General features: G+C 67.2%; 19 protein-coding genes and 1 rRNA gene. 12 read left to right on the top strand and 8 right to left on the bottom strand.

The window, feature by feature from the left end; translation table 11 throughout:
* Window positions 1-81: ribosomal RNA gene (gene rrf, locus ACLBYA_RS20725) — 5S ribosomal RNA — on the top strand; the annotation flags it as partial.
* 93 nt (window positions 82-174) lie between these two features.
* Here rrf and ACLBYA_RS20720 read toward each other — a convergent pair.
* Together ACLBYA_RS20720 and ACLBYA_RS20715 are read right to left on the bottom strand one after the other, a co-directional pair.
* On the bottom strand, window positions 175-672 hold the full coding sequence (locus tag ACLBYA_RS20720) for a methylated-DNA--[protein]-cysteine S-methyltransferase (RefSeq protein ID WP_447711325.1): 498 nt from the start codon (window positions 670-672) through the stop codon (window positions 175-177).
* Window positions 672-2,168: an AlkA N-terminal domain-containing protein gene (locus ACLBYA_RS20715; RefSeq protein WP_447711311.1), complete on the bottom strand. Its 1,497-nt coding sequence runs from the start codon at window positions 2,166-2,168 to the stop codon at window positions 672-674. The genes ACLBYA_RS20720 and ACLBYA_RS20715 overlap by 1 nt, the downstream gene beginning before the upstream one ends.
* Window positions 2,169-2,362: 194 nt before the next feature.
* On the opposite strand from ACLBYA_RS20715, the gene ACLBYA_RS20710 reads away from it, so the two are divergent.
* Window positions 2,363-3,001: a DedA family protein gene (locus ACLBYA_RS20710; protein ID WP_447711310.1), complete on the top strand. Its 639-nt coding sequence runs from the start codon at window positions 2,363-2,365 to the stop codon at window positions 2,999-3,001.
* Window positions 3,002-3,004: 3 nt separating this feature from the next.
* On the opposite strand, the gene ACLBYA_RS20705 is transcribed toward ACLBYA_RS20710, so the two are convergent.
* The gene (locus ACLBYA_RS20705; protein ID WP_447711309.1) at window positions 3,005-3,199 is read right to left on the bottom strand and encodes a hypothetical protein; all 195 of its coding nucleotides are present in this window, start codon (window positions 3,197-3,199) and stop codon (window positions 3,005-3,007) included.
* A gap of 97 nt (window positions 3,200-3,296) precedes the next feature.
* On the opposite strand from ACLBYA_RS20705, the gene ACLBYA_RS20700 reads away from it, so the two are divergent.
* Both ACLBYA_RS20700 and glsA read left to right on the top strand, forming a co-directional pair.
* The gene (locus ACLBYA_RS20700) at window positions 3,297-5,219 is read left to right on the top strand and encodes a hypothetical protein (protein WP_447711308.1); all 1,923 of its coding nucleotides are present in this window, start codon (window positions 3,297-3,299) and stop codon (window positions 5,217-5,219) included.
* Between the two features lie 24 nt (window positions 5,220-5,243).
* Window positions 5,244-6,536, top strand: coding sequence for a glutaminase A (gene glsA, locus ACLBYA_RS20695; RefSeq protein ID WP_447711307.1), 1,293 nt, complete (start codon window positions 5,244-5,246; stop codon window positions 6,534-6,536).
* Here the strand turns inward: glsA and ACLBYA_RS20690 are convergent.
* Window positions 6,533-8,137, bottom strand: a complete 1,605-nt coding sequence (locus ACLBYA_RS20690) for an adenylate/guanylate cyclase domain-containing protein (protein ID WP_447711306.1) — start codon at window positions 8,135-8,137, stop codon at window positions 6,533-6,535. The two genes, glsA and ACLBYA_RS20690, sit on opposite strands and share 4 nt — an antisense overlap.
* 46 nt (window positions 8,138-8,183) lie before the next feature.
* On the opposite strand from ACLBYA_RS20690, the gene nucS reads away from it, so the two are divergent.
* Together nucS and ACLBYA_RS20680 are read left to right on the top strand one after the other, a co-directional pair.
* Complete coding sequence (gene nucS / locus ACLBYA_RS20685; RefSeq protein WP_447711305.1) at window positions 8,184-8,858, top strand: endonuclease NucS; 675 nt, start codon at window positions 8,184-8,186, stop codon at window positions 8,856-8,858.
* Entirely contained in the window at window positions 8,858-9,148 is a 291-nt protein-coding gene (locus ACLBYA_RS20680) for a hypothetical protein (protein WP_447711304.1), read from the top strand. The genes nucS and ACLBYA_RS20680 overlap by 1 nt, the downstream gene beginning before the upstream one ends.
* Here the strand turns inward: ACLBYA_RS20680 and mce are convergent.
* Window positions 9,145-9,624 carry a methylmalonyl-CoA epimerase gene (gene mce / locus ACLBYA_RS20675; RefSeq protein WP_447711303.1) on the bottom strand — a complete coding sequence of 160 codons (480 nt, stop codon included), beginning with the start codon at window positions 9,622-9,624 and terminating at the stop codon, window positions 9,145-9,147. The two genes, ACLBYA_RS20680 and mce, sit on opposite strands and share 4 nt — an antisense overlap.
* Window positions 9,625-9,708: 84 nt before the next feature.
* Between mce and ACLBYA_RS20670 the strand changes: the two genes are divergently transcribed.
* The 3 genes from ACLBYA_RS20670 to ACLBYA_RS20660 all read left to right on the top strand — a co-directional run bounded on the left by ACLBYA_RS20670 (window position 9,709) and on the right by ACLBYA_RS20660 (window position 12,237).
* Window positions 9,709-10,890: an acetyl-CoA C-acetyltransferase gene (locus tag ACLBYA_RS20670; RefSeq protein ID WP_447711324.1), complete on the top strand. Its 1,182-nt coding sequence runs from the start codon at window positions 9,709-9,711 to the stop codon at window positions 10,888-10,890.
* 65 nt (window positions 10,891-10,955) lie between these two features.
* Complete coding sequence (locus tag ACLBYA_RS20665; RefSeq protein ID WP_447711302.1) at window positions 10,956-11,339, top strand: DUF3817 domain-containing protein; 384 nt, start codon at window positions 10,956-10,958, stop codon at window positions 11,337-11,339.
* 13 nt (window positions 11,340-11,352) lie between these two features.
* Window positions 11,353-12,237, top strand: a complete 885-nt coding sequence (locus ACLBYA_RS20660) for a co-chaperone YbbN (RefSeq protein ID WP_447711301.1) — start codon at window positions 11,353-11,355, stop codon at window positions 12,235-12,237.
* A gap of 72 nt (window positions 12,238-12,309) precedes the next feature.
* Here ACLBYA_RS20660 and glgB read toward each other — a convergent pair whose 3' ends face one another.
* Window positions 12,310-14,508: a 1,4-alpha-glucan branching protein GlgB gene (gene glgB / locus ACLBYA_RS20655; RefSeq protein WP_447711300.1), complete on the bottom strand. Its 2,199-nt coding sequence runs from the start codon at window positions 14,506-14,508 to the stop codon at window positions 12,310-12,312.
* A gap of 6 nt (window positions 14,509-14,514) precedes the next feature.
* On the bottom strand, window positions 14,515-16,584 hold the full coding sequence (locus ACLBYA_RS20650) for an alpha-1,4-glucan--maltose-1-phosphate maltosyltransferase (protein WP_447711299.1): 2,070 nt from the start codon (window positions 16,582-16,584) through the stop codon (window positions 14,515-14,517).
* 220 nt (window positions 16,585-16,804) lie between these two features.
* Between ACLBYA_RS20650 and glgP the strand changes: the two genes are divergently transcribed.
* The 3 genes from glgP (at window position 16,805) to ACLBYA_RS20635 (ending at window position 21,116) form a co-directional block, all read left to right on the top strand.
* Window positions 16,805-19,381, top strand: a complete 2,577-nt coding sequence (glgP, locus tag ACLBYA_RS20645) for an alpha-glucan family phosphorylase (protein ID WP_447711298.1) — start codon at window positions 16,805-16,807, stop codon at window positions 19,379-19,381.
* Window positions 19,378-20,241 (top strand): Vgb family protein, encoded by an 864-nt coding sequence (locus ACLBYA_RS20640; protein ID WP_447711297.1) that lies wholly within the window; start codon window positions 19,378-19,380, stop codon window positions 20,239-20,241. The genes glgP and ACLBYA_RS20640 overlap by 4 nt, the downstream gene beginning before the upstream one ends.
* Before the next feature lie 83 nt (window positions 20,242-20,324).
* Window positions 20,325-21,116 (top strand): MspA family porin, encoded by a 792-nt coding sequence (locus tag ACLBYA_RS20635; RefSeq protein ID WP_447711296.1) that lies wholly within the window; start codon window positions 20,325-20,327, stop codon window positions 21,114-21,116.
* 15 nt (window positions 21,117-21,131) lie between these two features.
* Here the strand turns inward: ACLBYA_RS20635 and ACLBYA_RS20630 are convergent, their stop codons facing one another.
* A complete protein-coding gene (locus ACLBYA_RS20630; protein WP_447711323.1) occupies window positions 21,132-22,577 on the bottom strand; it encodes a neutral zinc metallopeptidase in 1,446 nt (481 codons plus the stop codon).
* Between the last annotated feature and the right edge of the window lie 13 nt (window positions 22,578-22,590).

The following is a 22,590-nucleotide window of genomic DNA, read 5'->3' as shown; positions in this document are numbered from 1 at the left end:
TCCCATCCCGAACCCGGAAGCTAAGCCTACCAGCGCCAATGATACTACCCAACAGGGTGGAAAAGTAGGACACCGCCGAACACAAATTAAGTCCTCGGCCCTCCAATGCAAATTGGAGGGCCGAGGCATTTTTGTGTCTACGCCAATTGGTGGCGCATTTATTTATGTCGATATTCAGTCGAACAATGCCAATTCCGAACGGCTTTTCTCCAAATCGAGAAGCGATTTCTTTCGATTCAGGCCGCCGCCGTATCCGGTGAGACTGCCATTCGCACCGATTACGCGATGACACGGCACGATGATGCCGATCGGATTGTGGCCGTTCGCCAGGCCGACCGCACGAAAAGCAGTCGGCGATCCGACCTGTACGGCGATCTCGCCATAGGTGCGGGTTTCGCCGTAGGGAATGGTCAACAGTGCCTCCCACACCCGGCGCTGAAAGGGTGTCCCGATGAGGTCCAGATCGAGGTCGAAATCTGTGAGGGTGCCGGCGAAGTAGGCCTGCAGCTGGGCGACGGCATCTGGGAACACCGCATCGTCGACCTCCCAGCCGTCACGGCTCGGCTCATAGGTCTGGTCCTCCATCCGGAGGTGTTGCAGTCTGCCGTCGCGGCCCGCCAGCGTCAGCAGGCCCACCGGACTGTCGATTGCGCGGAATTGCATGCCTGCCATCATCTCTCCTCTTCTGTCTGAGTCGGCGGCCACTCGTTGACCGCATGATCCAGTGCCGTCCACAGATGTTGTGTCGCGTACGCGCGCCATGGCCGCCAGCGCGCACTGTGCTCGACCAGATCGTTGGGCTTCGCGGGCAATCCCAGTGCCTGGGCCGCCAATTGCACCCCGAGGTCGGTGACGGGGAAGGCATCGGGGTCGCCGAGCCCGCGCATGGCGATCAACTCCGTCGTCCACGGGCCGATCCCCGGCAGTGCGCCCAACTGAGCCCTGGCTCGGTTCCAATCGGCGCCGGTGTCCAGAACCACCGCACCGTCGGCCATGGCGGCGATCAAAGTGATCAGGCTGCGTCGCCGGGTGGCCGGCATGGCCAGCGCCTCCGGGTCGATGGCGGCCAGTTGCTCGGTGGACGGAAAAACATGGGTGAGGCCGCCGACGGGATCGGTGACGGGTGTGCCGTGCGCCCGGACCAGCCTGCCGGCATGAGTGCGCGCGGCCTTGATCGATACCTGTTGGCCCAGGACCACCCGCACCGCCAGCTCCTGCTCGTCCGGTGTGCGCGGGATGCGCTGGCCCGGGGCCTTGGCCACGACCGCGCTCAGTGCCGAATCGCTGCTCAGGGCGTCGACGACGGCCGCCGGATCGGCATCGAGGTCGAGCATGCGACGACAGCGCGCGATCGCCGCGGACAGGTCGCGGAAATCATCGACCACGAGCGTGCACCGCACATGGTCCGGGAAGGGCGTCAGCGTGGCGATTCCGGCACCCGAAGGCAGTCGCAACGTGCGGCGGTAGGCGCCGTCACGCACCTCCTCGACACCGGGGACCGCACTGGCGGCCAGGTGGCCGAAGACGCCCTCGTAGGCGAAGGGTGCCCGTACCGGTAGCCGCAACGACAGTGTCCCCGCGCCGGCGGGTGCACTTGTTCCCCGGGCCCGAGCATGCCGGCGCAACTCGGTCGGAGTGAGTGCACAGATGGCGCGCACGGTGTCGTTGAACTGGCGGATGCTGCTGAACCCGGCCGCGAACGCGACATCGCCGAAGGGGAGGTTGGTCGTCTCGATGAGGACACGAGCGGACTGTGTGCGCTGTGCCCGCGCCAAGGCCAACGGATTGGCGCCCACCTCGGCCTGCAGCATCCGTTCGAGTTGCCGGCTCGTGTATCCCAGGCGGCCGGCCAGCCCGCCGACACCGTCGCGATCGACGGTGCCGTCGGCGATCAGCCGCATGGCCCGGGCGACGACATCGCCGCGCACATTCCATTCCGGTGACCCGGGTGAGGCATCCGGTCGACACCTTTTGCAGGCGCGGAACCCGGCTTTCTGTGCGGCCGCTGCGGTGGGATGGAACTGCAGGTTGCGGGCCAGCGGTGGGCGGACCGGGCAGCTGGGCCTGCAGTAGATGCCGGTGGTCAGTACTGCGGTGACGAACCAGCCGTCGAACCGGGCGTCCTTGGACTGGACGGCCCGGTAGCAGGTGTCGAAATCGTCGTGCATGCCTTCAGCCTTACACCCCGGGTCTGACAGCACTGGCGGGAAACCGACATCGATGTGTCGTGCCGCAAATCGTTCCTGAGTCGCTCCTCAGCGGCCTGTCGGCACACTGGATGCAGTCCGAGATGTCGTGGTCGATGCCGATCGCAGGCCGAACCCCCTCGGAATTCCCCATGCGATCAAGGAGCAGCGCAACCATGACCTCTCCCGATGAGGCCATCGAACTCGACGGTGTGGCGGGCTGGTCCGTCGACATGATGGAATCCCTCGGCGGCCCGGGTGCCGGCCTGGCGATCTTCGTCGAGAATCTGTTCCCGCCGATCCCCAGCGAGGTGATCCTGCCGATGGCCGGGTTCGCCGCGCGCCTCGGCGAACTGTCGCTGTTCAGCGCGATCTTCTGGACCACCGCGGGCTCGGTGCTGGGCGCCTGGATGTTGTACGCCCTCGGCGCCTGGCTGGGGCACGACCGGATCCGCACCATCGTGTCCCGGATGCCGCTGATGGACGCCGGTGACGTCGACAAGACCATCGCCTGGTTCGCCAAGCACGGCCACAAGGCGGTGTTCTTCGGACGGATGTTGCCGCTGTTCCGCAGCTTCATCTCGATTCCGGCCGGCATCGAACGGATGAACTTCATGGTGTTCACCCTGCTGACCGCGTTGGGCAGCCTGATCTGGAACACGGTCTTCGTGATGGCGGGTTATCTGCTCGGTGCCAACTGGCATCGGATCGACCCGTATGCGGCCACCCTGCAGTACATCGTGCTTGCGGGGGCATGTGCCGCGGTCGGCTGGTTCGTCTGGAAGCGGGTCAGGCACCGCGCGGCCGTGGCCTGAATGTCATCGGCCGTCGACGCGGTTGGGTTCGCTGGTCAGCGGCGGGGAGAACATCACCGTCGAGGGCGGCAGCAGCACGGTCGGTGGCGCATGCATTGGTGCCGGCTCGACCTGCTCGATGTGCGGCAGCCCCTGCGCGCACCCGGCGGTGACGATCGCGGCCACCGATGCCGTCAGCAGGACCAGCAGCCGTCGCATTTGTTCATTCTTACGCATTCGAATCGCACTGCCGATTTCTGACCCGCCGGAGAGTCCGCCGCTGCTATAACCGATCTCGAGCCTCGGAGGTGCGGTGATGGCCGGTAGTGCGGTTTTCGTAGGGCGGGTCGGTGCGTTGGCGGTGGCACTCGGCGTCGGCGCGGCGATCGCCGGGGGCACTGCGGTGGCGGGTGCGGACGGCACCGACTCCGGTGATTCGGGCAGCAGCGCGAGTGAATCGAAGCGGGAATCCACGTCGTCGGCGGGTGACACCACCGACAGGCCCGGCCCTGCCGACCGGTCGACCGCGTCTGAGGAGTCCGACACACAGACACCGGAACGCCCGCGCACCAAACGGACACCGCGCCTGGAACGCAAGGCGCCGCTGCGCACGCTGACGGTGCGCACCGCCGAGAAACCCGACCGCGCGGATACGGCGTCGGAACCCGATACCCCGACGCCGGCACCGGCCGAACCCGCCGCTGCGGCCGCGCTCGGCGCCGCCCGGCGCGAGGTCGGCCACGATACGTCGGCGAAGACCGAACTCATGTCGGTGGCTTCGACAACGGCCCCCGCCGAGCCGGTAGTCGACACCACGGCGGTGCCGGCTCCTGCCGTCTCGGCGACCAGCCCGCTCGGTACCCCGCAGCAGCTGCAGGCCGAACGGCTGGCCGCCCGCATCGCCAACTCGCTACCGGTCAAACTGGTGAAACTGTTCTTGCGGGCCGGATTCCAGGCCGCCGCGCAGCGGCAGTTCGACCGCGTCGGTGGGCCCGATTCGGAGAACCTCGCCCGCCTGAACGCTGCGGTCGACGCCTACGCCATGGGCGCGGCCTTCCAGCAGCAGCTGCTCAACTCGGCGCGGCCGACCGTCGTCATGCAGGTGGCACCGCCGCACACTTGGTACGGGCAGTCGGTCGGGGCCTCACGCATCCTTTACGACAACCCGGACACCATCTACCGCTTCATGGGGGTCAACGGTGCGTCGTCCTATGTGATCACCGGCAAGTTCGCCGACCTGGACAATCTGCCCGCCGATACCAGTTTCAGTGTGTTGACCGGGCTGACCGGCAACACCGCCGCCGTCCTGACCAAGGACAAGCTGGTGATCGGCGCCGACGGTAGCTTCACGATCACCGCCGATGCGACCCCGGCCAACGGGCGTGACAACCACCTGCAGCTGACCGCTGACACCACCCTGATCGCCACCCGGAACACCTTGTCGGACTGGGCAACTCAGGAGCCGATGGGCCTGGAGATCACCCGCGTCGGCGGCCCGCCGAACAGTCTGTTCAGCCAGCTGGGCGGATTCGCCATCCCCGGCATCGGCCCGACGGTGGTGCGCAATCCGCTGCTGACCAAGCTGGTGTCGCTGATCCCGCCGCTGCCGTACGTGCCGACGATCCTTCGCGGCACCGTCGCCGCCGTCATCATGGCGCTCGGTGTGCAGCGCGAGGAGACCTATATGAAGGTGGCCACCACCGATCCGACAACCGGTGAGCGCATCGCCCCGAACGTCCTCAAGAATCCGACCCGCAATGCCGAATTCCTGGCAACCCAGTTGCAGAGTGCGGGCTACTTCCAGCTGGCCGATGACGAGGCGTTGGTCATCACGATCGACCGGGCGACCGCGGGCTACTTCGTCGTCCCGGTCACCGACGACTGGACCGTCACCGATGACTACTGGAACGAACAGACGAGCCTGAACAACGCGCAGGCCGAGTCCGACGACGCCGCCCAGAGGGTCTACACGATCGTGGTGTCGCCGACCGATCCCGGCATCGCGAACTGGGTATCCACCGGCGGTCTGAACCAGGGCACCATCTCCATCCGCTTCCAGGATCTCGATCCCGACGCGGCGAGCCTGCCGACGGTGAACGCCCGGCTGGTGCGACTGGAGGATCTGGCCACCGAGCTGCCGCCGGGGACCCGATTCGTCACCACCGCCGAGCGTGCGGCTCAGATCGCGGCCCGCAAGGCGGCTTTCGACAATCGGTTCGCACCGTATCCCCAGCCGTAGCCGAGTCCACCTAAGATCGGCGTTGTGTCTCAGCTGGTGCAGAATTACCTCGACCGCGTCCGTCACGAGTACCGCGCCGTCGACGACGGCGAGCTGGCCGACTACATCCCCGAGCTGGCACAGGTGGATCCGGGCGGATTCGGGTTCTCGTTGTCCTCGGCCGACGGTTATGTCTATGAATCTGGCGATGCCGCACTGGAATTCACCATCCAGTCGATCTCGAAACCGTTCACCTACGCGTTGGCGCTCGACCGCTCCGGTCCGGCCGCCGTCGACGCCAAGATCGGTGTGGAACCCTCCGGTGAAGCCTTCAACGAGATCAGCGTCGACCCGAGCACCAAGCGGCCGAAGAACCCGATGATCAATGCCGGCGCGATCGCCGCGGTGTCACTGGTCCCGGCTTCCTCGGCGCAGCAGCGCTTCGAGCTCATCCGGGACTACTACTCGGCCTTCGCCGGCCGTCGCCTCGAGCTCGACCACGATGTCTACGCCTCGGAGAAGGCCACCGGGAATCGCAACCGCGCGATCGCCTACATGCTGGCCAGTTTCGGCGTGCTCGAAGGTGATCCGGACGACGTCCTCGACGTCTATTACCGGCAGTGCTCGCTGAAGGTGACGGCCACCGACCTGGCCCGGATGGCCGCGACATTGGCGCGCAGTGGGATCAACCCGCTGACCGGTCGCCGGGTCACCGATGCCGCGGTGGTCCGCCGCACCTTGTCGGTCATGGTGACCTGCGGTATGTACGACGGTGCGGGGGACTGGGTGACCGAGGTGGGATTGCCCGCCAAGAGCGGGGTGGGTGGTGGTGTGCTCGCGGTGCTGCCAGGCCAGCTGGGCATCGGCACCTACTCGCCGCTGCTGGACTCGAAAGGCAACAGCATCCGCTCGGTCATGTTGTGCCGCAGGCTGTCCGAGGAACTGGGCCTGCACTTCCTGACGGTGTCGCGTGACTCGCGGGCGACCATGCGGGCCAGCTACGAGCCGCGTCCCGGGATCCGGGTGTTCGAAACCCACGGGGACCTGTTGTTCCCCGGCGCCGAGCAGGTCGTCCGGACCATCGAGCGGGCCTGCCAGGGCCTCGACGTCGCGATCCTGGACGTCACCCGCATCGACGATATCGACGATGCGGCGCGGAGGATCTTCGCGGGGTTGGGCGCCGAGCTGCGCGCCATCGGAAAGGTGAGCTATCTGGTGGACCCCGACGGCATCGTGACCCCGGAGGATGCCGAGACCCGGGTGGTCTACGAGCAGATCCGATTCCGCACCGTCGATGACGCAGTCGAAGCGGCCGCCGCGGAGCTGCGCACGCGTTAGCCGGGGATGGCCAGCCGGGTGGGCTGGTCGAGACCGCGCAGGCTGACCTCCTCGCCCAACGACCAATGGGCGCTCTCGGATTCCGACGCGGCGGCCAGGGTGTCGGCGGATGCCACCAGATGGCCGGGCACCGACTTGGCGTGCTCGCACAACCGCGCCGCCTCGTTCACCGGTTCGCCGATGACGGTGTACTCGAAACGTTCCTTGGCCCCGACGTTTCCGGCGACGACGACGCCGGCGGCGACACCGATACCGGCGTCCAGTTCGGGCACCTCGTCGCGTAATCGGATGGCGATGGCGCGCGCGGCCCCCAACGCCTCGTCCTCGACGTTGGGCAGGGATACCGGTGCTCCGAACACCGCCAGGGCCGCATCACCCTCGAACTTGTTCACCAGGCCGTGGTGACGGTCGACCTCGTCGACGATGACGGCGAAGAACCGGTTGAGCAGGGTCACGACCTCGGCCGCGGGCCGGCTGGTGACCAGGGCCGTGGAACCGATGACATCGACGAAAATGACCGCGGCATGGCGTTCTTCTCCGCCGAGCTGGGGACGCTCCTTCTCTGCCAGCGCCGCGACCTCGCGGCCGACGTGGCGGCCGAACAGGTCGCGGACCCGTTCCCGTTCGCGCAGTCCGTGCACCATCGAGTTGAAGCCACGCTGCAGCTGCCCGAGTTCGGTGCCGTCGAACACCACCAGATTGGTGTCCAGATCGCCCTGTTCGACCCGGTTCAGTGCCGAGGTCACCACCCGCACCGGGGTGGCGGTCAGCCAGGCCAGGATCCACATCAGGATGAAGCCGAAGACGAGTGCGAACAGCGCCAGGATCATCACCGCGACGGCGAACTGGGTCGGCGAGACGATCTGGATCGACAGCGTGATGATGGCGGCGAGCAGGATGCCCAGCACCGGGACACCGGAGCCCAACGCCCACACCGTCAGCGTCCGGCCCATGACCCCGGGGGCGAAGCGGCGCGGTGGGGGACCGACCTCGAGGGCCTGGGCGGCCACCGGCCGCAGGGCGAATTCGGTGAACAGGTAGCAGCTTGCCGATACGACGATGCCGGGAAAGCTGATGCCCAGCAGCACCTTCGGGATGTAGTTGGTGTCCTGTAGTCCGTAGAGCAGAGTCAGCACCACGGTCCCGCCGCCCCACAGCGCGAGTAGTACGCGGGTCAGCCGCCACGGCGCGAAGAAGGTGTTGCGCTGATCCTTCGGTGTCGGTTCGCGTTCCTCGAGGGCCCATCGGACGTTGTTGATGACCCGGTTGGTCGCCCAGATCACCCCGACCACGAAGGCCGCCACGATATAGGCGGGTGCCACCGCGAAGGTGATCCACAGGACGTCGCTGTCGAACACACTCGGCACCGGGAATGTGATCGTGACGACCAGGATCGCCACGCCCACACCGATCAGATTGGCGCCGAGGGCGAATGTGGTCAGGATCGTCTGGATGCGGACCCGGCGGCGGCGCTGGGTCTCCGAGACGCGGCCCAGGATCCACGAGCCGTACTCCGGGGTGTTGGGGACCCGAGCGCTCTGGTCGGTCACCTTCTCCAGCACGAGGCCGAGCTGTTTGGCGCGGTTCTTCTTGGCCGTCATCGTGGCGTCAGCCTAGTGACTCGGGTCGGGCATCTATGGTGGTTCGGTGCGCCTCGTCATCGCCCAATGCACCGTCGATTACGTCGGCCGCCTCACCGCCCATCTTCCGTCGGCCCGTCGGCTGCTGTTGGTCAAGGCGGACGGGTCGGTCAGCATCCACGCCGACGACCGTGCCTACAAGCCACTGAACTGGATGAGCCCGCCCTGCTGGCTGACCGAGCAGCCCGCAGACGGCGGACCTGCCGTCTGGGTGGTGGAGAACAAGGCGGGCGAGCAGTTGCGCATCACCATCGAGGATGTCGAACACGACACCAGCCACGAGCTGGGGGTGGACCCCGGTCTGGTCAAGGACGGTGTCGAGGCGCATCTGCAGGCGCTGCTGGCCGAGCATGTCGAGCTGTTGGGCGCCGGGTTCACCCTGGTGCGCCGCGAGTACATGACCGCGATCGGCCCGGTGGACCTGATGTGCCGGGACGAGACCGGGCGTTCGGTGGCGGTGGAGATCAAACGACGCGGCGAGATCGACGGTGTGGAGCAGTTGACCCGCTACCTCGACCTGCTCAACCGGGACACAGTGTTGGCCCCGGTGAGCGGTGTCTTCGCCGCCCAGCAGATCAAACCGCAGGCGCGGACGCTGGCCGAGGATCGCGGAATCCGTTGTGTGATACTCGATTACGACAAGATGCGCGGTCTCGACAGCGACGAGTTCCGGCTGTTCTGATGGCACGGCGCAATCGGTCCCGGCGCGAGCCGGACCGTCCGCTCGGGGCGTTGTCGTCGCGACGTGTCGAGGCCGGTCCTGACGGATTTGACTACGAGGTCCGGCCGGTATCCGCGGCGCGGGCAGACAAGACCTACCGGTGCCCCGGCTGCGATCACGAGATCAGGCCGGCAACCGCACATGTGGTGGTGATTCCGGTGGATATCGGCGATGTCGACGACCGCAGGCACTGGCATACGTCGTGCTGGACGAACCGGGCCAACCGGGGCCCGACTCGCAAATGGAGCTAGTGCGCCTCGGCGTCGGCGTTGGGCTCGACCAGCTCGATCAGCACGCCGCCGGCATCCTTTGGGTGGATGAAGTTGATGCGTGAATCGGCGGTGCCGCGGCGCGGGGCGTCGTAGAGCAGCCGGATACCTTCGGCGCGCAGCCGCTCGGATAGCGCGTCGATGTCACTGGTGCGGTAGGCGAGCTGCTGCAGACCGGGGCCGCTACGGTCGATGAACTTGGCGATCGTGGACTGCTCGTTGAGCGGGGCCAGCAGCTGGACCTGGGCGCTTCCCTTTGGGGCGCCGCGCACCGACAGCATGGCCTCGCGGACGCCCTGCTCCTCGTTGATCTCCTCGTGCAGCACGATCATGCCGAGGTGGTCGTGGTACCACTTGGCGGCGGCATCAAGATCCGGCACCGCAATTCCGACATGATCGATCGCGGTCACCAGGGCGCTGGCGAGCGCCGGACGGGCATCGGCGTGATCAGTGGTCATGACTTAAAGGTAACCTGATTCGGCGTCTATTGAGCCTGTGGGATGGGCCACATTGTTCCGTTACAGAATTCTTGGAGGATGACTATGACAACCTCGGTGATCGTCGCGGGTGCCCGCACTCCGGTCGGCAAGCTGATGGGTTCGCTCAAGGACTTCTCGGGCAGTGACCTGGGCGCCATCGCGATCAAGGGCGCACTGGAGAAGGCCAAGGTCCCGGCCTCACTCGTCGACTACGTGATCATGGGCCAGGTCCTGACCGCCGGGGCCGGCCAGATGCCGGCCCGCCAGGCAGCCGTCGGCGGAGGCATCCCGTGGGACGTCCCGTCACTGTCCATCAACAAGATGTGTCTGTCCGGCATCGACGCCATCGCACTCGCTGACCAGCTGATTCGCGCCGGTGAATTCGAGGTCGTGGTGGCCGGTGGCCAGGAGTCCATGAGCCAGGCCCCGCACCTGCTGCCCAAGAGCCGCGAGGGCTACAAGTACGGCAACGTGACCGCGTTGGACCACCTGGCGTACGACGGTCTGCACGACGTCTTCACCAACCAGCCGATGGGTGCGTTGACCGAGCAGCGCAACGAAGAGGACAAGTTCACACGGCTGGAGCAGGACGAGCTCGCCGCCGCGTCGCACCAGAAGGCCGCCGCCGCCTGGAAGGACGGGGTGTTCGCCGATGAGGTTGTGCCGGTGCAGATTCCGCAGCGCAAGGGTGACCCGATCGAGTTCGCCGAGGACGAGGGCATCCGCGCCAACACCACCGCCGAATCGCTGGGTGGACTGCGGCCGGCGTTCCGCAAGGACGGCACCATCACCGCCGGCTCGGCATCGCAGATCTCCGATGGCGCGGCTGCGGTCGTGGTGATGAGCAAGGCCAAGGCCGAAGAACTCGGGTTGGAGTGGCTGGTGGAGATCGGTGCCCACGGGGTGGTCGCCGGGCCGGATTCCACCCTGCAGAGCCAGCCCGCCAACGCCATCAAGAAGGCGATCGCCCGGGAGGGCATCACCGTCGAGCAGCTCGACGTCATCGAGATCAACGAGGCGTTCGCGGCGGTGTCGCTGGCCTCGACCAAGGAGCTCGGTGTCGACCCGGCCAAGGTGAACGTCAACGGTGGCGCCATCGCGATCGGCCACCCGATCGGCACCTCGGGTGCCCGGATCACCCTGCACGCCGCACTGGAGCTGGCGCGCAAGGGCTCGGGCTACGCCGTCGCCGCGCTGTGCGGTGCCGGCGGCCAGGGTGACGCGCTGGTGCTGCGGCGGCCCTGACCGCTGAGAATGCCCTCAGTTTGATCAACGACGCAATGTAGTAGCTGGGCCTGCGCTCGGGCACAATGGCGCCCATGGCAAACAAGTATGACGTTCGCAGCGCTGCGGGCTGGTTCCGGATCATCGCGGTCGCCGAGGCCCTCAGTTGGGCGGGACTGCTGGTCGGCATGTACTTCAAGTACCTGGCCGGATCCCCGACCGAGGTCGGTGTGAAGATCTTCGGACCCATCCACGGCGGCATCTTCATGGCGTTCGTGGTGGCCGCACTGGTGGTCGGGATCGCCCGCAAGTGGAACGTCATCACCTGGGCGCTGGCGTTGCTGGCCAGCATCGTGCCGCTGGGAAGTGTGATCTTCGTCATCTGGGCCGACAAGCTCGGACGCATCGACGGCAACGGCTCGGCAGGCGTCACCGCCGGTAGCACAGTGACGGCCCAGAACCCGGCGTGACAAACTTGGGGACGTGACACGACCACGCCCCGTTGGTCCGGCTCTGGCCGGTGCATTCGATCTGTCGGCGCTGAAGGCCCCGCCGCCGCCCCGGGAAGGCGCCCCGACCGCGCCCGCCGGTGCGGTCGAGGTCACCGAGGCCAACCTCGAGGCCGAGGTGCTGGTCCGCTCCAGCGAGATCCCGGTGGTGGTGCTGCTGTGGACCCCGCGCAGTGACGCGAGTGTGCAGTTGGCCGATACCCTCGCCGCTCTCGCCGAGTCCGACGGCGGCACGTGGTCGCTGGCGACCGTCAATGTCGACACCACCGCGCGGGTGGCGCAGATGTTCGGTGTCCAGGCCGTCCCGACGGTGGTCGCGCTGGCCGGTGGCCAGCCCATCTCCAGCTTCCAGGGCCCGCAGCCGGCCGAGCAGCTACGGCAGTGGATCGACTCGCTGCTCAGCGCCACCGCAGGCAAGCTCAGCGGGGTGCCCGAGCAGGCCGAAGAGGTCGACCCGGCGCTGGAGCAGGCCCGCGCCCACCTCGACGCCGGCGAGTTCGAGGCCGCACTGACCGCGTACCAGGACATCCTGGCCACCAAGCCCAATGATGCCGAGGCCGCCGGCGCCGTCCGCCAGATCACCTTCCTGCAGCGGGCGACCACCCGGGCACCGGAATCCCCGGCGCTGGCCGATGCTGCGCCCGCCGATACGGAGGCCGCGTTCGCCGCCGCCGATGTCGAGATCCTGCAGCAGGACGTCACGGCGGCGTTCGACCGCCTCATCGCGTTGATCAAGCGCACCGCCGGGGATGACCGGACCGCCGTGCGCACCCGGTTGATCGAACTGTTCGACCTGTTCGACGCCGCCGACCCGGAGGTCATCGCGGCCCGGCGCAAGCTGGCCAACGCGCTGTATTGATCCTTCTCCGCCGAGAGTGACGTTTTGGCGGATTCCTCTCGACTTCTGGTGCCCGTTTGTTCGTTTGGGCGGTTACAGGTCGGGCTCGAACCACAGCGCGGCCATCGGCGGCAGCGCCATCACTGCCGACGCGGGACGGCCGTGCCAGGGCTCGGCAGTCGCCTCGACCGCACCGAAGTTGCCGATCCCCGAGCCGTTGTAGCTGGTGGCATCGGTGTTGAGCACCTCGCGCCAGGTGCCGGCCTGGGGCAGCCCCAGCCGGTACTGGGCGTGCTCGGTGCCGGAGAAGTTGAACACACAGGCCAGCATCGAACCGTCGTCACCGAACCGCAGGAAGCTCAGCACGTTGTTGGCTGAATCGTTGGCGTCGATCCACGAGTAACCCTCGGGCACGGTGTCCCGTGACCACAGCGCGCGCCGGTCGCGGTAGAGCCCGTTGATATCGGTGACCAGCCGCGAGATGCCGGTGGAGAAGCTGTTCTCGTTCAACTGGTACCAGTCGACGCCACGTTCCTCGGACCATTCGGCGCGCTGGCCGAACTCCTGGCCCATGAACAGCAGCTGCTTACCCGGGTGCGCCCACTGGTAGGCCAGCAGCCCGCGGAGTCCGGCGGCCTTGATGTGGTCGTTGCCCGGCATGCGGCCCCACAGCGTGCCCTTGCCGTGCACCACCTCGTCGTGGCTGATCGGCAGCACGTAGTTCTCGCTGAACGCGTACAGCATCGAGAAGGTGATCTCGTGGTGGTGATAGCTGCGGTGGATCGGGTCGCGCTTGATGAACTCCAGGGTGTCGTTCATCCACCCCATGTTCCACTTCATCGAGAAACCAAGGCCGCCAAGGTTTGTCGGGCGGGTCACCCCGGGCCACGACGTCGATTCCTCGGCGATGGTGACGATGCCGGGGGAGATCTTGTGCACGGTGGCGTTCATCTCCTGCAGGAACTGCACCGCCTCCAGGTTCTCCCGTCCGCCGTAGATGTTCGGGGTCCAACCGTCGGCGGGACGTGAGTAGTCCAGGTAGAGCATTGATGCCACGGCGTCCACCCGCAGGCCGTCGACGTGGAACTCCTGCAGCCAGTACAGGGCGTTGGCCACCAGGAAGTTGCGCACCTCGGCGCGACCGAAGTCGAAGACGTAAGTGCCCCAGTCGAGTTGCTCGCCGCGGCGCGGGTCGGAATGCTCGTAGAGCGGGGTGCCGTCGAACCGGCCCAGCGCCCAAGCGTCCTTGGGGAAGTGTGCGGGCACCCAGTCCACGATCACCCCGATCCCGGCCCGGTGCAGGGAGTCGATCAGGTACTTCAGGTCATCGGGGGTACCCAGCCGCGGCATCGGCGCGTAGTACGACGTGACCTGATAACCCCAGGAGCCGCCGAACGGATGCGCTGCGACGGGCAGCATCTCGACATGGGTGAACCCCTGCTCGACGACATAGTCAACGAGTTCGGTGGCCAGTTCGCGGTAGCTCAGCCCCGGCCGCCAGGACGGCAGGTGCACCTCCAGCGTGCTCATCGGTTCGAACACCGGGTTCTGCAGTGCGCGCCGGGACATCCAGTCACCGTCACCCCAGGTGTACTCGCTGACCGTCACCCGCGATGCGGTCTGCGGCGGGACCTCGGCGGCGAACGCCATCGGGTCGGCACGGTCGACCACCGACCCGTCGGCGCCGTGCACCCGGAACTTGTACAGACCGTCCACCGGGAACCCCGGCCAGAACACCTCCCAGACCCCGGAGGAGCCCAGGCTGCGCAGCGGTGCCTCGTTACCGCCCCAGTGGTTGAACTCGCCGATCAGGGTGACGCCCTTGGCATTCGGGGCCCACACGGCGAAGGACACCCCGTCGACCGGGCCGTCGGGTGTGCCGTAGGTCCGTGGATGGGCGCCGAGCACCTCCCACAACCGTTCATGACGGCCCTCGGCGAACAGGTGCAGATCGACCTCACCGAGGGTCGGCAGGAACCGGTACGGATCGGCGACGGTGACTGCGGGGGCATGCGGGTACTGCACCTCGAGCCGGTAATCGATCAACCCGGTGATCGGCACGGCGGCCGCGAAAAGTCCGGAATCGACATGCTCGAAGGGATGCCGCTCTCCGCCGATCAGGGCGGTCACCGATTCGGCGTGCGGGCGCAGCGCCCGGATCACGGTGTGATCGCCGTATTCGTGCGCACCCAGAATGGAGTGCGGGTCGTGGTGCTCGCCCGCGAGCAGCCGTCCAAGATCCGCGGCCGCGGGGCGCAGATGGTCACTGGTGATGGGATTGGTTCGGGTCAATGTCGTTCACTCCCTACGCAACAGGTTGAGTCGGGCGTCCTGCGGGATCAGCGGCATGTTGAGCACATGTGCGACCGCACGACTGGGTTCCAGGCGGACGTAATTGCTCTGGCCCCAGTGGTACTCCTCACCGGTGATCTCATCGCGGACCCAGAAGCGGTCGTAGTTCTCCATACCCAACGCGCCCATGTCCAACCACACGGTGCCGTCTTCGGGTCCGAATGGGTTGAGCGTCACCACGACCAGCACACAGTCCCCGGTGATCGGGTCGAATTTGCTGTAGGCCAGCAGTGCGTCGTTGTCGACATGGTGGAACTTGATGGTCCGCAGCTGCTCCAGCGCCGGATGCAGCCGACGAATCTCGTTGAGCCGGGCGAGAAACGGTTCCAGCGAATTGCCGGACGCCAGCGCCGCATCAAAATCGCGGGGTCGCAGCTCGTACTTCTCGGAGTCCAGGTACTCCTCGCTGCCCTCGCGCACCGCCTGATGTTCGTACAATTCGTAGCCGGAGTAGACACCCCACACCGAACTGAATGTCGCGGCCAGCGCGGCACGGATGGCGAACATGCCGGGCCCGCCGTGCTGCAGGCTCTCGTGCAGGATGTCCGGGGTGTTGACGAACAGGTTGGGCCGGGCGCAATCGGCGAACTCGGCGATCTGCTCCCCGTATTCGACCAGCTCCCACTTGGCGGTACGCCAGGTGAAGTACGAATACGACTGGGTGTAGCCGAGTTTCGCCAGACCGTAGAGCCGGGCCGGCCGGGTGAACGCCTCGGCCAGGAACAGCACGTCGGGGTCGTCGTTCTTGATCCTGCCGATCAGCCAGGCCCAGAAGTTCGGCGGCTTGGTGTGCGGGTTGTCGACCCGGAAGATCTTGACACCGTGCGACACCCAGAACCGCACCACCCGCAGCACCTCGGCGTACAGACCGGCCGGGTCGTTGTCGAAGTTCAGCGGATAGATGTCCTGATACTTCTTCGGCGGGTTCTCCGCATAGGCGATCGTCCCGTCGGGAAGCACCGTGAACCACTCGGGATGATCCTGCGCCCACGGATGGTCCGGTGCGCACTGCAGGGCCAGGTCCAGCGCGACGGCCAGACCCTGATCCGTTGCTGCGGAGACGAAATCGTCAAAATCATCGACGGTACCCAGCTCCGGATGGATGGCGTCATGGCCACCCTCGGCACTGCCGATCGCCCACGGCGACCCGACATCACCGTCCAACGCGGTCACGGTGTTGTTGCGGCCCTTTCGGTGCACGTGCCCGATCGGGTGGATCGGCGGGAGGTAGACGACGTCGAAACCCATCCGGGCGATGCGCGGCAGGTCCTTGGCGGCGGTGGCGAACGTGCCGTGTACCGGGTTGCCCGCGCTGTCCCAGCCGCCGGTCGAACGCGGGAAGAACTCGTACCAGGAGCCGAAACGCGCCAGCGGTCGATCCACCCACACGCCGTACTGCTGGCCGCGGGTGAGCAGTTCGCGCAGCGGGTAGCGCTGCAGCAGGTCGGCGATGGGGGGCGACAGCGCGGCACCCGCTCGGACGAACGGGTCACCGGGCTGGCGCAGCGCGGCCGCCGCATCGAGTAGCGGCTGGCGGTCCAGCCGCGGCATGCCGGCGGCCGCACGCTCGAGCAGCTGCGCGCCGACCAGCAGGTCGTTGGACAACTCGGATTCGCCCTGACCGGCGTCGAGTTTGGCGACGACACCCTTGCGCCAGGTGGTGATCGGGTCGCCCCAGCCGTCGACCCGGTAGGTCCACAGCCCGACGCGGTCGGGGGTGAACTGTCCGTGCAGCACATCGGGGGTGCGGCCGGGACTCATCGGAAGCTGCAGAGGTTTGATCCGCGGCGGTGCCACCGGCTTGGGCGGTTCGGCCGCGATACCCGGCGGGTCGTCGACCAACCGCGGATAGGCGGTGCCGTGATAGCGCACAACCAGCGTGGCGGCCACGGCATCGTGGCCCTCCCGCCAGACGGTGGCCTTGATCGGCATCACCTCGCCGACCACCGCTTTCGCGGGGAACCGACCGTTGGACAACACGGGCGCGACGTCGTCGACCTCGATTCGACCGGCCACCCACCAACTCCTCACTCGGTGCGGCCGCCCATTTCGGTGACCGCGCTCCGTCTGGTTCCGCTACATGACTCGACGCGCCCATTACCGATCTCTGAGTACCCAACCTAGTGTCAGGAACACATCGACGTGCGCGATGGCACCACTCTGGGTGATCCGTTCAACATGTTCACCGCACCGACCGCCCTCGCCACCGCTGCGACAGTCAGTAAGGTGAAGCCGTGTGAAAGCCCTGAGACGATTCACCGTCCGAGCCCACCTTCCGGAGCGGCTTTCAGCGCTGGAGCGGCTGTCGGTCAACCTGCGATGGTCCTGGCACACGCCCACCCAGGAGCTGTTCGCCGCCATCGACCCGCAGCTATGGCAGCAGGTCGGCGCCGACCCGATCGCCTTGCTGGGTGAGGTCAAGCCGCAACGCCTCGACGAACTCGCCGCCGACGCCGGCTTCGCCCGTCAGGTCGACGCCTGCGCCGAGGACCTGGACAACTATCTGAGCCGGCCGATGTGGTACCAGCACCAGCTGGAGGCCGGCCGGGAGTTCCCCAACGGCATCGCCTATTTCTCGATGGAATTCGGTGTGGCCGAGGTGCTGCCCAACTACTCGGGCGGCCTGGGCATCCTGGCCGGGGACCACCTGAAATCGGCCTCGGACCTGGGTCTGCCGCTGATCGCCGTCGGGCTGTACTACCGGTCGGGCTATTTCCGGCAGTCACTGACCGCCGACGGCTGGCAGCACGACAACTACCCGTCGCTGGATCCGCAGGGTCTGCCGTTGCGCCTGCTGACCGACGCCGGCCAGCCGGTGCTGATCGATCTGGGGATGCCCGACGGTGCCCGCCTCTACGCACAGGTGCTGGTGGCCCAGGTCGGCCGGGTGCCGCTGTTGCTGCTCGACTCCGATATCGGTGAGAACTCCCATGATCTGCGCGGTGTCACCGACAGGCTCTACGGCGGCGATCAGGAGCACCGGATCAAACAGGAACTGCTCGCCGGCATCGGCGGGGTCCGGGCGATCCGGGCGTACACCGAGGTCGAGGGTCTACCCGCGCCCGAGGTGTTCCACATGAACGAGGGGCACGCCGGATTCCTCGGGGTGGAGCGCATCCGTGAGCTGATCGAGGCGGGCCTGGATTTCGACACCGCGCTGACGGTGGTGCGGTCCTCGACGGTGTTCACCACGCACACCCCGGTGCCTGCCGGTATCGACCGGTTCCCGGTGGACATGGTGCGACGCTACTTCGGCGGGACGGATCTGAACTCGCGGCTGCTGCCCGGCGTGCCGCTGGACCGGGTGATCGCGTTCGGTGCCGAGGAGGACCCGTCGAAATTCAACATGGCGCATATGGGGCTGCGGCTGGCCCAGCGCGCCAACGGCGTCTCGCTGTTGCACGGTGAGGTGAGCCGGCAGATGTTCAACGGGCTGTGGGCGGGATTCGACCCGGCCGAGGTGCCGATCGGGTCGATCACCAACGGTGTGCACGCACCGACCTGGGCTGCGCCACAGTGGATCGAGCTGGCCCATGAACTGATCGGTGAGGACCTGGGTTCGCTGTCCGAGGCCGAGACGTGGCAGCGGTTGCAGCAGGTCGACGCCGGGCACCTGTGGTGGATCCGTTCCCAGCTGCGGGCCCGGTTGATCGAGGACGTCCGCGCCCGACTGCGCCGGTCGTGGTTGGAACGCGGCGCCTCGGAGGCCGAACTCGGTTGGATCGCTTCGGCATTCGATCCGGAGGTGCTCACGGTCGGCTTCGCGCGCCGGGTGCCCACCTACAAGCGGTTGACGCTGATGCTGCGCGACCCCGAACGGTTGGAGCGGTTGCTGCTGGACCCCGACCGTCCGGTGCAGCTGATCGTCGCGGGTAAAGCGCACCCCGCCGACGACGGCGGCAAGGCCCTGATCCAGCAGATCGTCCGGTTCGCCGACCGGCCCGAGGTGCGGCAGCGGATCGCCTTCCTGCCCGACTACGACATGTCGATGGCGCGGCTGCTGTACTGGGGATGCGATGTGTGGCTGAACAATCCGCTGCGTCCGCTGGAGGCCTGCGGAACATCGGGGATGAAGAGCGCGCTCAACGGCGGGCTGAACCTGTCCATCCGTGACGGCTGGTGGGACGAGTGGTACGACGGCGAGAACGGGTGGGAGATCCCGACCGCCGACGGGCTGGCCGATGAGACGCGCCGCGACGATATCGAGGCGGGTGCGCTCTACGACCTGCTGGAATCGGCTGTGACACCACGGTTCTACGACCGTGACGATCGAGGTGTTCCGGTCCGGTGGGTCGAGATGGTGCGCCACACGCTGCAAGCGCTCGGCCCCAAGGTGCTGGCCTCGCGGATGGTGCGCGACTACACCGAGAAGTACTACGCGCCGGCGGCGCAGTCGCTGCGCGCCACCCTGGAACCCGACCACGATGACGTACCGTTCGGTGCCGCGCGCCAGCTGGCTGCCTACCGCAAACGTGTGCAGCAGGAGTGGCCCCGGATCCAGATCACCGACGTCGACAGCTACGGGTTACCCGACAGCCCGCTGCTGGGCAGTGAGCTCACCCTGACGGCCACCGTGCACCTGGCCGGACTCGCGCCCGATGAGGTTGTGGTGCAAGCGGTTCTGGGCCGGGTCGACGGCAGCGACAACCTGCGTGACCCGGTGACCGTCCAGATGGCACATACCGGTGGTAGTCAGTTCTCCACCACGACACCGCTGCCGGTGGCCGGTCCGGTGGGTTACACGGTGCGGGTGCTGCCGCATCACCGTCTGCTGGCCGGTGACAACGAACTCGGCCTGGTCACGCTGGCGTGAGCAGGATCCTGGAGGTCGCGGTCCCCGGCGGCCCCTATGCGCTGGCCGCCGGACCGGACCGGGCGATGTGGGTGACGTGTGTGCACAGCGGTGAGATCGCCCGCCTCACCGACCGCGGTGAGGTATCCAGCTATCCGGTGACACCGCAGGCCAAGCCCTCGATCATCTGCGCAGGCAGCGACGGCGCGCTGTGGTTCACCCGCTCCGGTGACGACCGGATCGGTCGGATCAGCACCGACGGCGCACAGAGCGATATCGAATTACCCTCCGGTACCGCACCTTTCGGCATAACGGTGGGGCCGGACCGGGCGCTGTGGTTCACCGCGATGGGCACCGGGACGATCGGGCGCGTCGATGCCGACGGCACCGTCACCGAGGTCGCGGCACCCGGCGGTATGCCCTCGATGATCACCGCCGGACCCGATGGCGCGCTGTGGTTCACCATGAACGAGGCCAACGCCGTCGGGCGGCTCGAACCCTCCGGCGCGCTGCGGGTGCGACAGCTGCCGACCCCGGCCGCCGGTCCGGTCGGCATCGCCGCGACCCATGACGATGCCATCTGGTTCACCGCCATCCGGGCCGACAAACTGGGCCGTATCCCGGTCGATGAGGCCATCCAGGAACTCGACCTGCCCGGTAAGCCGCACGCCGTGGTGGCCGACCCGTCCGGCGGGGTCTGGGTCAGCCTGTGGGGTGCGGATCAGATCGCCCGCGTCGACGCCGATGGCGAATACGACACCATCGATCTGCCTGCCGGCAGCGAACCGCACGGTCTGGCGATCGGCGCCGACGGTGCGCTGTGGGTGGCGCTGGAGTCCGGACTGGAGCACGGCAGCGTGCTGCGAATCCCGCTCGGCTGACACATTCCCCGTGTCTTTGTCGTGGCCAGACGGTTATCTAGGCCCGGTAAGTTTCTGCGCCGAGTGCTGAGAAGGGATGTGCTGTGCCACGACCGTCGTCTGTCGCCGCGACAGTGTGCGCCGTCGCCGTGTTGTGCGCACCGACCGCCTGGGCCGACCCCGGCGCGGACCGCGGTGAGCCGCCCTTCAATCCGGTCGCCCCGCCCGCCATCGATCCGGGGCTGCAGCCGCCGATCATGATGCAGCCCGTCGCGGTCCAGGTGCCGGCGGATCCGGCCCGGCCGGTCTTGCACGGCCTGGTGCCCTCGGCGGCACCGGTCAGCACCGTGACACCCGACGGCTGGACGCTGACCCTGTCCGCGAAGGACGAGACGCAGCTGGTGAATGCGCCGCTGACCACGGCGATCTCATCGCGCAGCTATATCGTCGGCGGCACGTTCAACGGCAACATCACCGGCCCGGACCCGGCCCTGACACCGGAAGGTGTCATCGAGGTCGGCTATCAGATCGGCTGCGGTATCGACATGAGCACCTCCAACGGCGTCACGCTCACCGGCAGCGCGGGCCTGTCACCCTCGGTCGGTCTGGCCGGCGTCGACGTGGCCGACCCGGCCTTGGACGGCCTCATCCCGGTGCTGACCACGCCTGTCACCGGGGGTATCGCGGTGGCGCTGAAACCCGGTGTCATCAATATCGTCCCGGTCACCGAGAAGCAGTTCCGCGGGGCCAACCCATGGGTGCTCATCAGCAATTTCCGGGTCAAGATCGACGGCTGCGTCGGGCAGTCGTTCATCCGTTCCTACGCCTTCCTGACCCGGTCGACCGACGAGTCCGACGCGGTACTGGCCTATTACGGCGAGACCAAGGTGGTCTGAGGCGTTCGGTGAAAATCAGGGGAAGCGCTTGAAACAGCGGTCCGTCTCACCGAGTACGCCGACCCGGAAGGCGTCGATGCGGGAGAACCCGGACGGGACCGACTCACCGTTGACGTCGCTGGCGACCAGACCGTTGAGCAGAATCCCGGACACCGCCTCGTCGACATCGCCGGCGGTCAGCTGAATCGTGTTGCCGTCGGGGGTGTTCACCTCGTCGACGAGTTTCGCGGTGGCGACACCGGTCAGGCACGCGGTGCGCAGTGCCGCCTGCGCGGTGTCGAGTTTCACCCCGCCGTGCTGATGCTGGATCGACTGCATATACCGCGATACCAGCACCGAGTAGGCGGAGTTGTCGCCGGTGGCCAGGCCGGAGTCGTCATCGTCATCGGACTGCGTACCGAGCAGTTGCAGGGCGGGCAGATCCACCGAGATGGTGTTGGTGGTCGGACAGAACGTGACGGGCGCATCGGAATCGGTGTCCGGGCAGTCCGGTCGGTCGAAGGTCAGTTCGGGTGGTTGCGCCGGCTCGAACAGGATGTCCATGGCGTCGACGACCGAACGCACCGAATCCTCGGTGACCCGCAATTCGCCGGACTGGTCCTCGGGCAGCAGCACCGGCAGATCGCCGCGGCGCTGTCTGATCTCGGCGGGATCCATGGCCGCGCACGACGCGGCACCATCGGTGAAGCCGAACTGGAATGCCGACACCCGTTCGAACGCCGACCCGTGCTCGTCCTCGCCGGCCGCCGAATCGGTCTCGCTGAGCAGCGGATCGCGGAATGCGATCATGGCGCCCATCAGATTGTTCAGGCCCTCACCGGTGGACAGGGTGAACCGGGGCGAGTTGCCCTCGGCCACCCAGCGCATGTACACCCCGGCCAGGCAGTCGGCCTGCTGCTCGCTCACCAGCACGGGGGTGGATCTGGAGACCAGGCCGGCCTGCTCCTGGATGGCGTGCCCGTACTCGTGGGCCATCACCATGCTCACCGCCATATCGCCGTTCTCGCGGCGCAGCGAGGGCAACAGCACCCCGCGGTCCCAGCCGATGGTCCGGTCGTCGTGGCAGAAGGCGGCGTTGACCAGGTTGTAGGTGTCGGTATCGCAGAACACCCCGTCGAATCCGTCTGCGTCCCAAGAGATCAGCTCCGAGACCGGGTCGAACTCGCCGTCGAAACTCTCCGGATAGACCTGCTCCCAGAACTCCTCGATATCGCTGATCGCGCTGGCGGCCAGGTGGTCGATGTCGCCGCCGTCGGTGCCGGTGACCTCGCGGGTGGGGTCGGTGGCGTCGTCACGCAGCCCGGTCGGGCCGTCGGTGGCGGGCATCCCGGCGACCCGGAACGGATCGGCGAACACCGATACCGCCGTGCCCTTGACCGGTTGGCCGCAGGCACTGACCAACAGCACCACGCACGCGACCAAGGCCAGCCCGGCCGATCGTGCCTGCCCCGAGCGACTCATCATCGACGGCCCG

The organism is Mycobacterium sp. C31M (genome assembly GCF_053345865.1).
This window is presented reverse-complemented; position numbering and strand designations above follow the sequence as displayed.